The 15,268-nt window shown below is 74.7% G+C and carries 10 protein-coding genes; all 10 read left to right on the top strand.

Annotated features, from left to right (window positions below; translation table 11 throughout):
• Positions 1 to 190 precede the first annotated feature (190 nt).
• Positions 191 to 1,360, top strand: a complete 1,170-nt coding sequence (locus ACFVST_RS08000; RefSeq protein WP_390147987.1) for an ROK family transcriptional regulator — start codon at positions 191 to 193, stop codon at positions 1,358 to 1,360.
• 71 nt (positions 1,361 to 1,431) lie between these two features.
• Positions 1,432 to 2,697, top strand: coding sequence for a 6-phospho-beta-glucosidase (locus tag ACFVST_RS07995; protein WP_390148000.1), 1,266 nt, complete (start codon positions 1,432 to 1,434; stop codon positions 2,695 to 2,697).
• Complete coding sequence (locus tag ACFVST_RS07990) at positions 2,694 to 3,689, top strand: N-acetylglucosamine kinase (protein WP_390147985.1); 996 nt, start codon at positions 2,694 to 2,696, stop codon at positions 3,687 to 3,689. The genes ACFVST_RS07995 and ACFVST_RS07990 overlap by 4 nt, the downstream gene beginning before the upstream one ends.
• Before the next feature lie 308 nt (positions 3,690 to 3,997).
• A complete protein-coding gene (locus ACFVST_RS07985) occupies positions 3,998 to 5,488 on the top strand; it encodes a hypothetical protein (RefSeq protein WP_390147983.1) in 1,491 nt (496 codons plus the stop codon).
• A gap of 11 nt (positions 5,489 to 5,499) precedes the next feature.
• Entirely contained in the window at positions 5,500 to 6,537 is a 1,038-nt protein-coding gene (locus tag ACFVST_RS07980; RefSeq protein ID WP_390147981.1) for a glutamate ABC transporter substrate-binding protein, read from the top strand.
• 81 nt (positions 6,538 to 6,618) lie between these two features.
• Positions 6,619 to 7,959, top strand: coding sequence for a hypothetical protein (locus tag ACFVST_RS07975; RefSeq protein ID WP_390147979.1), 1,341 nt, complete (start codon positions 6,619 to 6,621; stop codon positions 7,957 to 7,959).
• Between the two features lie 47 nt (positions 7,960 to 8,006).
• Entirely contained in the window at positions 8,007 to 10,502 is a 2,496-nt protein-coding gene (locus ACFVST_RS07970; protein WP_390147998.1) for a tetratricopeptide repeat protein, read from the top strand.
• Positions 10,503 to 10,504: 2 nt separating this feature from the next.
• On the top strand, positions 10,505 to 11,878 hold the full coding sequence (locus ACFVST_RS07965; RefSeq protein ID WP_390147977.1) for a protein phosphatase 2C domain-containing protein: 1,374 nt from the start codon (positions 10,505 to 10,507) through the stop codon (positions 11,876 to 11,878).
• Between the two features lie 35 nt (positions 11,879 to 11,913).
• Positions 11,914 to 13,275, top strand: a complete 1,362-nt coding sequence (locus tag ACFVST_RS07960; RefSeq protein WP_390147975.1) for a VWA domain-containing protein — start codon at positions 11,914 to 11,916, stop codon at positions 13,273 to 13,275.
• A 105-nt stretch (positions 13,276 to 13,380) separates the two neighbouring features.
• Positions 13,381 to 15,129 carry an FHA domain-containing protein gene (locus ACFVST_RS07955; protein WP_390147973.1) on the top strand — a complete coding sequence of 583 codons (1,749 nt, stop codon included), beginning with the start codon at positions 13,381 to 13,383 and terminating at the stop codon, positions 15,127 to 15,129.
• The last annotated feature ends 139 nt before the right edge of the window (positions 15,130 to 15,268 follow it).

Genomic DNA, 15,268 nt, shown 5'->3' with positions numbered 1-15,268 from the left:
GGCAACGACTTCGTTGCCCGCGGGGGCGTCCGCTTTTGACGGGCCTCTGCTCTTGCCGGGCGGCCGCGCTTGACGGGCCTCCTCTTGACGGGTGGCCGGGGTCGGACCTACCTTCCGGGAGTAATAGGAAACCTTCCTAACAGTCCTCGCCGCCCCAGCCGAGACCCAGCCACCCCGGGGGACGCCGTCCATGACCAGCGCAGGAACTCCCGGCACCCCGCGGGTGCTGCGGGCCATGAACGACCGGGCCGCGCTCGACCTCCTCGTGCTGCACGGCCCCCTCACCCGCGCCCGGATCGGTGAGCTGACCGGCCTGTCCAAGCCCACCGCCTCCCAACTGCTCGCCCGCCTCCAGGACGCGGGACTGGTCCGCGCCACCGGCAGCGAACGCGGCCGCCCCGGACCCAACGCCGTCCGCTACGAGGTGGAGCCCGGCGCCGCCCATGTGGCCGCGCTCAGCGTGGGGACGACCGGGATCAGCGCCGCGGTCGCCGACATCACCGGCACCGTGCTCGGCTCGGCCCGGGTCGCGGCGGACGCGGTGGCGCCCGAAGTCCGCGGCCGTAGCGCCCAGTTGGTGCGGGAGGCGGTGGACGGGGCGCTGGAGCGGGCGGGGCTCGGGCGCGACCGGCTGCTGCGTACGGTGATCGGCGCTCCCGGCGCGCTCGACCCGGACAGCGGCGAGCTGCGCTACGCGCCGCATCTGCCCGGCTGGCACTCCCGCACCCTGCTCGCCGACCTGGCCGAGGCGGTCGGCACCCCCGTCTCGCTGGAGAACGACGTCAATCTGGCCGCGGTCGCCGAGCGGTACGAGGGCGTCGCGCGGGACCACGAGGACTTCGTACTGGCCTGGCTGGACCGGGGGGTGGGCGCCGCGATCGTGCTCGGCGGGCGGTTGCTGCGCGGGGCGACCGGCGGTGCCGGCGAGATCGGCTATATGCCGCTGCCGGGCGCGCCGCTGGCCCGCGGGGAGGCCGCCACCGCGGGCGAGTCGGGCGGCGGCGGCCTCCAGAGCCTGGTCTCGGCACCGGCGGTACGGGCGCTGGCGGGCGGCCGGCCGCTGGCGGAGGCGCTGGCCGACCCCGCCGTGCTGGACGAGACCGCCCGCCGACTCGCCACCGGGGTCGCCGCCGTGGTCGCCGTCGTCGATCCGGAGCTGGTGGTGCTCTCCGGTGCGGTGGCGCGGGCGGGCGGGGAGGCGCTGCGGGCGCGGGTGGAGCGGGAGTTGACGGGGCTGGCGCTGCCTCGGCCGCTGCTGCGGATCAGCTCACTGGGCGGGGGCCCGTACGACCCGATCGTCACGGGGGCGCTGCGCACCGCCCTCACTCAGGCCCGGGACGCCGTCTTCGACACCGCCTGAGCCCCAACCCGCCATCCAGCAGCGCACGTTCGACAGCACACGGAGCAACCGGAGTGAAGGGCAGCGACGAAGTGAAGCTCACCGTGGTCGGCGGAGGCTCGACCTACACACCCGAACTCATCGACGGATTCGCCCGGTTGAGAGACACCCTGCCGATCCGGGAGCTGGTCCTGGTGGACCCGGCGGCCGACCGTCTCGCACTCGTCGGCGGTCTGGCCCGGCGTATCTTCGCCCGGCAGGACCACCCCGGCACCCTCACCACCACCGGCGACCTGGACGCCGCGGTGGACGGCGCGGACGCGGTACTGCTGCAACTGCGCGTCGGCGGGCAGGCCGCGCGCGACCAGGACGAGACCTGGCCGCTGGAGTGCGGCTGCGTCGGGCAGGAGACCACCGGCGCCGGGGGCCTCGCCAAGGCGCTGCGCACCGTGCCCGTCGTGCTGGACATCGCCGAACGGGTCCGCCGCACCAACCCGGACGCCTGGATCATCGACTTCACCAACCCGGTCGGCATCGTCACCCGCGCCCTGCTCACCGCCGGGCACAAGGCGGTCGGCCTGTGCAACGTGGCGATCGGCTTCCAGCGGAAGTTCGCCCGTCTGCTGGAGGTGGCACCCGGGCGGATCCACCTGGACCATGTCGGCCTCAACCACCTCACCTGGGAGCTGGGCGTCCGGCTCGGCGGCCCGGACGGCGAGGACGTGCTGCCCCGGCTGCTCGCCGAGCACGGCGACGCCGTCGCCGAGGACCTGCACATGCCGCGCGCACTGGTCGACCGGCTCGGCGTGGTGCCCTCCTACTACCTGCGCTACTACTACCAACACGACGCCGTGGTACGGGACTTGAAGACCAGGCCGTCCCGCGCCCAGCAGGTCGCCGAGATGGAGCGGCGACTGCTGGCGATGTACGGGGACCCTGCGCTGGACGAGAAACCGGCGCTGCTCGCCCAGCGGGGCGGCGCCTTCTACTCGGAGGCCGCCGTGGACCTCGCCGCCTCCCTCCTCGGCTCCGGCGGCTCCCCCCACCAGGTCGTCAACACCTTCAACCGCGGCACCCTGCCCTTCCTGCCGGACGACGCGGTGATCGAGGTGCAGGCCGCGATCGGCCGCGAGGGCGCCGCCCCGCTGCCGGTGCCCCGCCTCGACCCGCAGTACGCCGGACTGATCGCCCACACCACCGCCTACGAGCAACTCGCCCTGGAAGCAGCCCTGCACGGCTCCCGCGACGCCGTCTTCAAGGCGCTGCTGGCCCACCCGCTGATCGGCCAGATCGAGTACGCGGAACGCCTCACCGACGAACTCCTCGCGCACAACCGGGAGTTCCTGCCGTGGGCGTGACCCGGGGAGCCGGCGAGCCGGCGGTGCTCGCCGTCGACGCCGGCAACAGCAAGACCGATGTGGCTCTCGTCGCGGCGGACGGCCGGGTGCTCGCCGAGGCCCGCGGCGGCGGGTTCCAGCCGCCCCGGGTCGGGGTGCGGGCGGCGGTCGACGTACTGGCGGAGGCGGTCGGCGCGGCGTTCGCGACGGCGGGGGCGACCGCGCCCGCCGTGCAGGTGTCGGCCTGTCTGGCCAACGTCGATCTGCCGGTGGAGGAGGCCGAGTTGGCGGCCGCGCTGCGGGAGCGGGGGTGGGGGCGGGCGACCGCGGTGCGCAATGACACCTTCGCGGTGCTGCGGGCCGGTCTCACCGAGGAGGACGCCGGGCCGCGCGGGGTGGCCGTGGTGTGCGGCGCGGGCATCAACTGCGCCGGGATGCTGCCCGACGGGCGTACCGAGCGCTTTCCCGCGATCGGCCGGATCTCCGGGGACTGGGGCGGCGGCGGGGGCCTCGCCGAGGAGGCGCTGTGGTACGCGGCGCGCGCCGAGGACGGTCGCGGCGGCCCCACCGAGCTGATGCGGGCGCTGCCCGGACACTTCGGCCTGGACAGCATGTACGCCCTGATCGAGGCGCTGCATCGGGGGCGGATCCCGGCGGCGCGGCGGCATGAGCTGGCGCCGGTGCTGTTCGCGGTGGCCGAGGGCGGCGACCCGGTGGCCCGGTCGCTGGTGGACCGGCTCGCGGCGGAGGTCGCCACCATGGCGGCGGTGCTGATCGGGCGGCTCGGACTGTCCGGGGAGGAGGTGCCGGTCCTCCTCGGCGGTTCGGTACTGGCGGCCCGCCACCCTCAACTCGACCGGGGCGTACGGGCGTTGCTCGCGGAGCGGGAGCCGAAGGCGGCGGTGCGGATCGTGACCCAGCGGCCGGTGCTGGGCGCGGCCCTGCTCGGCCTGGACGCCCTGGACGCCGCCCCGGCCGCCCACCGACGCCTGCGCTCCCACTTCCCGGCCTGATCCGCCGCGGCCGGACTCGCCCCGTTCTCCGGCCGTTCCCCGCCGCTTCACTGCCGATTCCCCACCGCTTCCCTCCTCCTGGCGGGGAACCGGAAGCCGGTGGGTTGCGTGTCAGCGGGTGGGGCGGTGGCGGGGTTCGTGCCGTTGTGATGCGCTCTGACCACCCCGAAGTCCGGCCGAGAAGGACAAGATCACACAAACGCGGGTGTGAACACCGCCCCCTGCGGCCATACTTGCGCCCGTGCACAACTTCCCGCCGGATGGCCGGGAGGGCGCGAACCGTCGAACGACCCCAGGGGGAGGGCCAGGTGACACAACCGCCGAACGGCAGTGCGGCACCACCGGGACGGCCCGACCCGTCCGGATCCTCGGCCCCGGGCACCCTCTACGCGCCCGCGCCCCGGGCCACGGTGCCCGCGCAGTCGTCCGCCCCCGGTCTGCCGCGGCCCGCCGGGTCCCAGCCGCCGGCGCGGCGCACCGCCTGGGCGGAGGGCGTGGACCGGTTGCGGGCCGCGGCCACCACCGAGCCGGGCCGGCTGCGGACCGTCGGCGCCGTACTGGCCCTGCTGATCCTGGCGTTCGGCCTGGCGGCCGGCTGGCAGATGACGGACCGCTCGGCCGCCGCGGACGACGTACTCCACCGCAGCCAGCCGCTGAGCAGTGACGCGGCCACCATCTACGGCTCGCTCGCGGACGCCAACACCGCGGCCTCCACCGCCTTCCTGCTCGGCGGCCAGGGCACCGACGCCAGCACCACCCAGTACGGCAAGGACATCGACACCGCGGCCCGCAAGCTGGCCAAGGCCGCCGCCGCCAGCGAGCCCGACTCCGACTCCGCCAAGGCCGTCACCCGCCTCAACCGGCTGCTGCCGCGCTACACCGGCCTCGTCGAGCGGGCCAGAGCCGGCAACCGCCAGGGCCTCCCCCTCGGCAGCGCGTATCTGCGGTACGCCAACGACCTGATGCAGGAGCAGATGCTGCCGGCCGCCGAGGAGCTCTACGCCAGCGAGAACGACCGGCTGCGCGGCGACTACGACGACGCGACGCCCTACCCGTGGGCCGCGATCGGGCTCGGCGCGGTGGCGCTGGGCGCGCTCGCCTGGGCGCAGCGCCGCAGCTATCTGCACACCAACCGGGTCCTCAACCGCGGCCTGCTCGCGGGCACCGCGGCCTGCACCGTGCTGCTGCTGTGGCTGGCGGTCGGGCACACCCTGGCCAGGTCCGGACTGAACAACTCCTATGAGCACGGGGTGCGTTCGGCCAACGTCCTGAGCGACGCCCGGATCGCCGCCCTGAAGGCCCGCGGCAACGAGAACCTGACCCTGGTGAGCCGCGGCGCGGAGACCGACGACAACGGCGAGGACGCCTTCGACGTGGAGTACCGCAAGCAGCAGCACATCCTGGGCGGTGAGGACGGCACCGGCGGGCTGCTCCGCACGTCCCGGTCGCTCGCCGACGACCAGGCCGGACGCACCCCGGTGCAGAAGGCCTCGGCCGCCGTCGAGGAGTGGCAGCACCGGCACCTGGTGGCCCGCCGCCTGGACGACACCGGCGACTACGAGGGCGCGCAGAACAAGGTCGTCGGACCGGCCGAGGGCAAGCCCACCGGCGTCTCCTTCCACCAGGTCGACACGGCGCTCCAGTCGGCGCTCGACCATGAGCAGGGCCAGTTCCTGGCGGCCGCGCGGGACGGCCGGGGCGCCATGCGGGGCCTGGTCGCGGGCGCCGCGGTCCTGGCCGTGCTGGGCGCCGCCGCGACCGTCCTGGGCATCGGCCGCAGGCTGTCGGAGTACCGGTGAGAGGGGGCGGTATGAACGACGAGGAGCGTACGGAGTCGGCACCGCCCGTGCGGCGGCGCCGGCGGCCGCGCGGCTGGGGCGGGGTGGGCGCGATGGCCGCGGCCTGCGCCGCGACGGCCGCCGCCACCCTGCTGCCGCTGGTCAGCGCCACCGAGTCCAGTACGGACGCCGCCCGGGGCACGGCCGAGGCCGCGGTGGGCACCGGGGGGCAGGGGGTGGCGCGGGCCCGGCAGGCGGAGGCCGATCAGTGCGACAGCCCGGAGGCGAGCCTGCGGCCCGACGGGAAGAAGCGCGCCCAGCCCAATGTCGACGCGATCAAGAAGCGCGGGCGGCTGGTGGTGGGCGTCGACCAGTCCAGCTACCGCTGGGGCTACCGGGATCCGAACGAGTCCGGCGGCGCTCTGGAGGGCTTCGACATCGCGCTGGTGCACGCCATCGCGGAGAGGATCCTCGGCGACCCGGACAAGGTGCAGTACCGCGCCATCCCCACCAGCCAGCGCATTCCCGCGCTCCAGCACCACCGGGTGGACATGGTGGTGCGCACCATGACCATCAGTTGCGCCCGCCTCAAGCAAGTCGCCTTCTCCACCGCGTACTTCAAGACCGGGCAGCAGGTGCTGGCGCCGAAGGAGTCCCGGATCACGGGCTACGACGACTCGCTGAAGGGCAAGCGGGTGTGCTCCGCGAAGGGCTCCACGGCGCTGGACGCGCTGAAGGAGAAGTCCTTCGGCGCCGACATCTCGACCGTGGTGCCGAACCAGTTGGACTGCCTGGTGCGGCTCCAGTTGGGGGAGGCGGACGCGGTCGTCACCGATGGCGCGCTCGCCGCGGGGCAGGCCGCGCAGGACCCGTCGGTGGAGCTGAAGGGCGAGCCGTTCACCACCGAGTTCTACGGTGTGGCGATGAACCACGGCGCGGACGATCTCGTCAGGGAGGTCAACAAGATCCTTGAGGAGTACCGCAAGTCCGGGTGGAAGCAGGCCTACGACGACTGGCTGAAGGCCGGAATGGGGCCCTCCGACGGGCCGCCCGCACCGAAGTACCGGTGACGGCACGGCAGTAGGGCACAGCGGTGCACCGGGCGGACCGGGACCGTGGGAGACGGGAAGAACGGGAAGAAAGGGTGATCGATGGGCGTCGCGGGACCGTCCCCCGCAGCCGCGGGGGCAGGACCGGGGCCGGTGATGGACCGGGACGAGGTGGACCGTGCGCTGGCCAGGCTGGGCGCGGAACACGAGGCGGTGGAGACCTCGCTGCTCGCCCTCCAGGACCACGCGGGCCGCAGACTCCTGGAAGGCGCCGAGCTGACCGGCCTCACCCGGCAGCGCTGGGCCGAGGCGGAGCGCTCCATCACCCTGCTCTGGGCCGGTTTCGACGCGTACACCGGGGCGCTGCGCTCGGCGCGTGAGCTGCGTTCCCGGCGCCGCAACCCGGGCCGGGACGAACTGGCCGCCCTCACCGAGCTGTTGCGCGGCGAGAGCGTCACCGTCCCCGGGACGCCGGCCGGTGCCGAAGCGGGCCCCACCCTCACCGGCGGCCCGGCCCGCCTCAGCGAGAGCTTCACCCTGGAGCGCCTCGTCGAGCGGATGAACAGGCTGTACGCCGCCGCGCTCGACCTGGTGGTGGCCGCCGACACGGTGTGGTCGGCGCTGCCCGCCCGGATAGACCTGCTCGCCGCGGAGCTCCAGCGCACCCGGCGGCTGGCCCACTCGGTCGGCGTGCGCCCCGGCGAACACCCGGCGGGCGACGATCTGGAAGGCATCACCCGCACCCTGACGGCGCTGCGCGAGGAGGTGGTGTCGGACCCGCTGGCCTTCTGGCAGCCGGCGTCCGGCTCGTCCGCGCCCGGCGGCGGCCGCCCCGACACCGAGCGCTACGACCGGCAGGCCCGCGCCCTGGAGGAGATCCGCCGCGAGATCGAGGCGGTGCTGCTGGTGCGGCAGGACGCGGAGGAGCGGCTGGTGCGGCTGCGGGACGTGCTGTCGCGCGCGGACCGCACCCTGGCCGAGGCGCGGGCCGCCCGCGGTGAGGTACTGGCGAAGATCGCCGCCTCCGAGGTGCCCGCGGTGTCCGGGCCGCCGACCGCGCTCCAGGAGCAGTTGGCGGCCGCCGCCGAGTACCGCAGGCACGCCCGCTGGCACAAGCTGTCGCCGCTGCTGGAGTCGCTGGAGGAGCGGGCCGAGGACGAACTGCTGCGCGCCCGCGAGTCGTTGACCGCGGTGACCGCGCCGCTCGCGGTCCGCGCCGAGTTGCGCGGCCGCCTCGACGCCTACAAGGCGAAGGTGGCCCGGCACGGGGCGGCGGAGGATCCGCTGCTGACCGAGCGCTATGACGCGGCACGCAGGATGCTGTGGTCGGCGCCCTGCGATCTGCGGGTGGCCGAATCGGCGGTGCTGCGCTACCAGCAGGCCGCGGCCGAGCTGTGGGCGCCGCGGGTGCCCGGGCCCGCCGACGGGAGGGGGGAAGGGTGAGCGCTCAGCAATGCCAGCGGCCGGACTGCGAGGGCCGCTACGAGGACATGGGCGGCGGTGAGCTGTACTGCGACACCTGCGGTCTGGCTCCTGTGGTGTCCCCGAACGGCCTGTTGGAGTCGCCGCCGACCGGGATGACCGTGGAGGCGCGCGGCTCGGGCTCCGCCTCCCGCTCCTCCGGGCCGCCCGGGTCGGGGAGTTCGTCCCGCTCGTCCCGTTCGACCCGCTCGTCACGCTCGTCGACCTCGCGGCGGTCGGTGTCCGGCCGCCTCTCCCGGTCGCTGTCCGGCGGTATCGCGCCCTCGGTGTCGGTGCGCTCCACCGGTACCGGTTCCGCCAGTTCGGTGCGGGGGCGGCTGGGCGCCGGGCTGGTGCAGGTGCCGGACGTGCCGCGGCCCGACCCGCATCTGATGGTGCAGCGGGACCCGCAGGTGCCGGAGCGCAAGCGGTTCTGCTCCCGCTCCGACTGCGGGGCGCCGGTGGGCCGTTCCCGCGGCGCCCGGCAGGGCCGCACCGAGGGCTTCTGCACCAAGTGCGGCCACCCGTACTCCTTCGTGCCGAAGCTGCGGGGCGGGGACATCGTGCACGGCCAGTACGAGGTGGTGGGCTGTCTGGCGCACGGCGGGCTCGGCTGGATCTATCTGGCCGTCGACCGGGCCGTCTCCGACCGGTGGGTGGTGCTGAAGGGCCTGCTCGACACCGGCGACCAGGACGCGATGGCCGCCGCGATCTCCGAACGCCGCTTCCTCGCCGAGATCGAGCACGCCAACATCGTCCGCATCTACAACTTCGTGGAGCACCTCGACCAGCGCACCGGCTCCATGGACGGCTACATAGTGATGGAGTACGTCGGCGGCAAGTCCCTCAAGGACATCGCCAACGAACGCCGCACGCCCGAGGGCCGGCGCGACCCGATGCCGGTGGAGCAGGCCTGCGCCTACGGCATCGAGGCCCTGGAGGCCCTCGGCCACCTGCACAGCCGCAATCTGCTCTACTGCGACTTCAAGGTGGACAACGCGATCCAGACCGAGGACCAACTGAAGCTGATCGACATGGGCGCGGTGCGCCGCATGGACGACGACGAGTCCGCGATCTACGGCACCGTCGGCTACCAGGCGCCCGAGGTCGCCGACATCGGCCCGTCCGTCGCCTCCGACCTGTTCACCGTCGCCCGCACCCTCGCCGTCCTCACCTTCGACTTCCAGGGCTACACCAACGTCTTCGCCGACTCGCTGCCCGACCCGGAGCACATCGAGGTCTTCCGCGAGTACGAGTCGTTCTACCGGCTGCTGGTGCGGGCCACCGACCCGGACCCGGCGCGCCGCTTCGCCTCCGCGCAGGAGATGGCGGAGCAACTGACCGGCGTACTGCGGGAGGTGGTGGCGCTCCAGACGGGGCGGCCCCGGCCCGCGCTGTCCACACTCTTCGGGCCCGAGGTGAAGGTCACCGACACCCAGGTCTTCCACGACCTGGACGGCGAGGTGTCCCGGCTCGGGGTCCGCGCGCGCCGCCGGACCGCACCGCCCCCGGCCCTGCCGTCGGCTCTCCTGCCGGACGGGGACCCGGTGCGGCCGCTGGACACCCGGGCGGCGGCGCTGGCGCTGCCGGTGCCGCGGGTCGACCAGGGCGACCCCAACGCCGGCTTCCTCGCCGGCCTGCTGGCCTCCGCCCCGGCCGAGCTGATCACCGCCCTGCACACCGCGCCCGCGCCCTCCGTGGAACTGCGGCTGCGGGAGTTGCGGGCCCGCCTGGAGATGGGCGATCCGGGCGCCGCGGCCCGCGCCCTGGACAGCCTGGAGCGGGACCACCCGGACGACTGGCGGGTGGTGTGGTACCGCGGTGTGGTCTCCCTCGCCTCCGGCGACCACACCGCCGCGGCCCTCTCCTTCGACGCGGTGTACGACGCCTTCCCCGGGGAGACCGCGCCGAAGATCGCGCTGGGCGTGTGCGCGGAGGTGCTGGGGCAGTTGGACAACGCCGCCGAGTACTACCGCCTGGTGTGGTCCACCGACCCTGCCTGGGTGAGCGCCGCCTTCGGCCTGGCGCGGGTGCGGTTCGCCGCGGACGACCGGCGGGGCGCGGTGGGCGCCCTGGAGTCGGTGCCCGAATCATCCATCCACTACACCGCGGCCCGCGTCGCGGCGGTACGGGCCCGGCTGCGGCGGCGGGTCGGTACGGCGTCGACTCCCGGCGGCCCGGCGGCTGTCGTGGGCGGCGAGCCGGATCTGCGGACGGATCTCGCGGCGGCCGCCGGGCAGGTCGAGGCGCTGGACGGCTTCGGCCTGGACGCGGTGCGCCGCGAGGAGTTGTCGGCCGAGGTGCTGGGCACCGCGCTGGACTGGGTACTCTCCGGGGGCGAAGGCTCCGCTCCGCCCTCCGGTGGGGCGGGACCGGTGCTCCTCGGCAGTGCTCTGGACGAGCGCGGCCTGCGGTTCGGCCTGGAGCGGTCGTACCGGAAGCTGGCCCGGCTGGCCCGGGACGGCGAAGAGCGGATCGAACTGGTGGAGCGGGCCAACCGCTTCCGTCCCCGGACGTGGGTGTGATCATGTCGCAGATGTCCCAGTCGGCCACCGGGTCGACCTGCCCCAACCCCGCCTGTGAGGAGCCGGTGGAGTCGGGTGATCGTTTCTGCGGCCGGTGCGGTACGGCACTCTCCGCCGAGTCCCCGGAGTCCGGTGACCGCCCCACGGTGGCACTGGGCCTCACCCCGCCCGCGGCTCCGGAACGTCCGGGCGCCGACGCGGGTGTGGCCTGGCCCGCGCCCCGGCCGGCCGGCCCCGGGCAGCCTGCCGTCCACCTGCCGACCGATCTGCCGGTACAGGAGTCCAGCAGCGCCCGCCCCCTGCCGCACTCCCCCATCGGCGGCCCCCGCCCGGCCACTGACCCCGTCCCGGAGGCCGCCGCGCACCCGGACGAGTACCCGCTGCCCGCCCCCGACCCGAGAGCCGCCGCCCCGCAGCCGGGCGCGGCACCGGGAGCCGCACCCGCCCCGCCCGCTCCGGCCGCACCGCACCGGGCCTGTGCCTTCTGCACGGTCGGCGAGGTCGGACGGGATGAGTACTGCGAGCGGTGCGGCAAGGCGCAGCCCCGTCAACGCGACCATCTGGAACAGGAGTTGGACGCGGTCGCCGCGGTCAGCGACCGCGGGCTGCGGCACCACCGCAACGAGGACGCGTTCGCCGTCTCCACCACCGCGCTCCCCGACGGCGCCCCCGCCGTGGTCGCCGTGGTCTGCGACGGGGTGTCCTCCGCGAGCCGCCCCGACGAGGCCTCGCTCGCCGCCTCGTACGCCGCCAACGAGTCGCTGCTCGCCGCCCTGCCCCGCGGCACCCACCCGCAGCAGGCCATGCACGAGGCCATCGTCGCCGCCTCCGAAGCCGTCAACGCCCTCGCCGAGGAGGAGGGCGCCGACCACAGGCCGCACCGCAACTCGCCCGCCTGCACCCTCGTCGGCGCCATCGTCGCCAAGGACCTGCTGATCGTCGGCTGGGTCGGCGACAGCCGCGCCTACTGGGTGCCCGCCGACCCCGAGGCGTCCCCCGCCCGCCTCACCGAGGACGACTCCTGGGCCGCGCAGATGGTCTCGGCCGGCCTGATGAGCGAAGCCGAGGCCTACGCCGACGAACGCGCCCACGCCATCACCGGCTGGCTCGGCGCCGACGCCTACGAAGTCGAGCCGCACACCGCCTCGTTCAAGCCCGACCGGCCCGGCGTCGTCGTGATCTGCACCGACGGCCTGTGGAACTACGCAGAAGGCGCCCCCGAGTTGGCCCGGCTGCTGCCCGTGGACGCCGCCGGACGCCCGCTGCACACCGCCCGGACCCTCGTCGGACACGCGCTCGACGGAGGGGGCCACGACAACGTAACAGTGGCACTGCTGCCGTTCCCCGCCCCTGGCCCGGGGGCAGGATCGGCCTGACACCAACCGACGGGGAATCTGGGGGGAGCACCCGCATGGCCAACTTCTCGAAGTCCGACGTGCCGCGATTCTCCGTGGACGTGTACCAGAACGAGTATCTGCCGGAGGGCGGCCGCGACGTCCACGCGATCGTCACGGTCACCGCCACCGGCGGCGGAACCATGGGCTCCGCCGTGAGCGCACCGCATATCTTCAGCACCGGGCAGGCACCCGAAGCAGCCGTCGTGATCATGGTGGACTGCTCCGGCTCCATGGACTACCCGCCGACGAAGATGCGCAACGCCCGCGACGCCACCGCCGCCGCCGTGGACACCCTCCGCGACGGGGTGCGGTTCGCCGTCGTCGACGGCACCCATGTGGCGCGCGAGGTCTACCCCGGCAGCGGGCGGCTCGCCGTCGCCGACGCCGGGACCCGCGAGCAGGCGAAGACGGCGCTGCGCCGCCTCACCGCCGGCGGCGGCACCGCCATCGGCACCTGGCTCCGCCTCGCCGACCGGCTCCTCGCCTCCACCGACGCCGGCATCCGGCACGGCATCCTCCTCACCGACGGCCGCAACGAACACGAGACCCCCGCCGCCCTCCGGGACACCCTGGACGCCTGCGCGGGACGCTTCACCTGCGACGCCCGGGGCGTCGGCACCGACTGGGAGGTGAAGGAGGTCACCGGTATCGCCTCCGCCCTCCTCGGCACCGCCGACATCGTCGCCGACCCGGCCGGACTCGCCGCCGACTTCCGGCAGATGATGGAGACGGCCATGGGCAAGGGGGTCGCCGACGTGGCGCTCCGGCTGTGGACGCCGATGGGGGCAGAGGTCCGCTTCGTCAAACAGGTCGCCCCCACCGTCGAGGACCTCACCGCACGCCGCACCGAGGCCGGGCCCCGCGCCGGCGACTACCCCACCGGGTCCTGGGGCGACGAGTCCCGCGACTACCACATCTGCGTCCGGGTCCCCGCCAACTCCGTCGGCGAGGAGATGCTCGCCGCCCGCGCCTCCCTGGTGATCCCCGCCACGGACGGCACCGCGCAGTCCCTCGCCCAGGGCCTGGTACGCGCGGTGTGGACGGACGACATGGCGGCCTCCACCGCCCTCAACGCACAGGTCGCCCACTACACCGGGCAGGCCGAACTCGCGCAGGTCATCCAGCAGGGACTGGAGGCGCGCAAGGCCGGCGACCTGGACGGCGCGACCGCCAAACTCGGCCGCGCGGTACAACTCGCGGACGCCTCCGGAAACGAGGCGACGGCGAAACTCCTTTCGAAGGTGGTGGACGTCGTCGATGTGGTGGCGGGTACTGTGCGACTGAAAGCGAGTGTCGCGGACGCCGACGAGATGACTCTCGAAACCCGGTCCACCAAGACGGTTCGTGTGAAGGGCCCCGGCGACCGCCGGGGCTGACAGGACAAGCTGAACAAGCTGGACAAGCCGTAAGCCCTGGGGCGACCATCGTCGTCCTGAATGGCCGGCCCGGGGGGCCGGAGAAGGAAAGGGGGAAGCATCGACATGCCGACCTGCCCAAACGGACACCAGTCGGGTTCCGACGACTGGTGCGAGGTCTGCGGTCACCGCATGGACGGTGCCGTTCCGCCGCCCCCGCCTCCCCCGCCCCCGGCGAGCAGCGGCTACGGCTTCCCGCCGCCCGCCCCCGGCGGACCCGGCGCCGAACTCTGCCCGCAGTGCCGCACCCCCCGCGAGGGCGGGGCGCCGTTCTGCGAGGAGTGCCGCTGGAACTTCCTCACCAACACGGCCACCACCTACACCCCGGCGGCCCCCCGCCCCCCGGCCAGCCACCAGCAGTCCCCCAACCCGGGTGCGCCTGACCCCTACGACTTCCAGGGCGGACCGGGCGGTCGTGGTGGACCCGGCGGTCCGGGTGGGCCTGGCGGGCCTGGTGGGTTCGACGGTCCGCCTCCGCCGCCCGGTGGGTTCGGCGGTCCCGGTGGGCCTGGCGGACCCGGCGGACCTGGGGCACCTGGTCCGGGTGGGCCCAGGGGCTTTGACGGTCCCGGTGGGCCGGGTGGGTTTGACGGTCCGCCTCCGCCGCCTGGTGGTCCCGGTGGTCCCGGCGGCTTCGACGGTCCAGGTCGGCCCGGTGGGTTCGACGGTCCGCCTCCGCCGCCCAGTGGGCTCGGTGGTCCTGGTGGTCCGGGCGGACCTGGTGGACCTGGTGGCTTCGACGGTCCGGGTGGACCGGGACGACCGGATGGACCTGGTGGCTTCGACGGCCCCGGTGGACCTGGTGGCCCCGGCGGACCCGGCGGCTTCGATGGGCCTGGCGGTCCCGGTGGCCCCGGCGGCTTCAACCCCGGTGGGCCTGGCGGTCCGGGCGGCCCCGGCGGTCCCGGTAACTTCGACGGGCCGGGTGGACCCGGTGGTCCGGGCGGCTTCGACGGTCCCGGTGGACCTGGTGGCTTCAACCCCGGCGGACCTGGTCGACCGGGCGGACCGGGCGGCTTCGACGGCCCCGGCGGACCAGGTGGCCCCGGTGGCCCCGGTGGCCCCGGTAACTTCGACGGCCCCGGCGGCTTCAACCCCAACGGCCCCGGCCCCGGCGGCTTCGACGGCCCGAGCGGTCCCGGCGGACCCGGCAACTTCGACGGCCCGGGTGGACCAGGCGGACCGGGAGGCCCCGGCGGCTTCGACGGCCCAGGCGGACCCGGCGGACCCGGTGTGCCCGAAGCCTCCGCCGCGCCCGCTCCTCCCGCGCCCCCGCCCGCGCCCAACTTCCCGCAGGGGCCCGGGCGGGACGACGACTGGGTGCTGTCGCCGCCGTCCGTCCAGAACAGCGGGGGCTTTCCGCCGCCGGGCGCGACGCAGGCGCCGGGTGGTCCGCAGGGGCAGGCTCCGGTCGGCTGGACCGCGACGATCGGGCCGGACCGGGACTACTTCATGGCGATGATGCACCGGTCGGGCCCGGAGGCGACGGGGCTCAACCTGCCCGCCTACTCGCCGGAGCAGCAGCGGCCGCTCAGCGGCAACCAGGTCACCATCGGGCGCCGCCGGAACTCCACCGGTGACATCCCGGACATCGACCTGTCCACACCGCCGGAGGATCCGGGTGTCTCGCATCAGCACGCGGTGCTGGTGCAGCAGCCGGACGGCTCCTGGGCGGTGGTCGACCAGAACTCGACCAACGGCACCACGGTGAACGGCGGCGACGAGCCGATCCAGCCGTTCGTGCCGATCCCGTTGCAGGACGGCGACCGGGTGCATGTGGGCGCCTGGACGACGATCACCATCCGCCGCGGCTGACCGGCGGCAGCACCACCGTCGACGGCGGGGCCCCCCCCGGGGGGCGCCCGCGGCGCGGTGCGGTCCGGGGGGGCCCCGGGGCCCGGCGCCCCGGGGGGGGGTATAAACAAAAGAAGCGGGCCCCCGAAATTCGAGTGTA

This window comes from Streptomyces sp. NPDC058045 (assembly GCF_042885635.1).
Lineage (GTDB): Bacteria > Actinomycetota > Actinomycetes > Streptomycetales > Streptomycetaceae > Streptomyces.
Note: the sequence above shows the minus strand (reverse complement) of the source record. Positions and strands in the feature narration are given on the sequence as shown.

What these genes read in the sequence shown, in the direction of transcription:
- ACFVST_RS08000 (WP_390147987.1), top strand. Translation starts at nt 191, where the DNA reads ATGACCAGCGCAGGAACTCCCGGCACCCCGCGGGTGCTGCGGGCCATG.
- ACFVST_RS07960 (WP_390147975.1), top strand. Translation starts at nt 11,914, where the DNA reads ATGGCCAACTTCTCGAAGTCCGACGTGCCGCGATTCTCCGTGGACGTG.
- ACFVST_RS07980 (WP_390147981.1), top strand. Translation starts at nt 5,500, where the DNA reads ATGAACGACGAGGAGCGTACGGAGTCGGCACCGCCCGTGCGGCGGCGC.
- ACFVST_RS07965 (WP_390147977.1), top strand. Translation starts at nt 10,505, where the DNA reads ATGTCGCAGATGTCCCAGTCGGCCACCGGGTCGACCTGCCCCAACCCC.
- ACFVST_RS07970 (WP_390147998.1), top strand. Translation starts at nt 8,007, where the DNA reads ATGGGCGGCGGTGAGCTGTACTGCGACACCTGCGGTCTGGCTCCTGTG.
- ACFVST_RS07955 (WP_390147973.1), top strand. Translation starts at nt 13,381, where the DNA reads ATGCCGACCTGCCCAAACGGACACCAGTCGGGTTCCGACGACTGGTGC.
- ACFVST_RS07975 (WP_390147979.1), top strand. Translation starts at nt 6,619, where the DNA reads ATGGGCGTCGCGGGACCGTCCCCCGCAGCCGCGGGGGCAGGACCGGGG.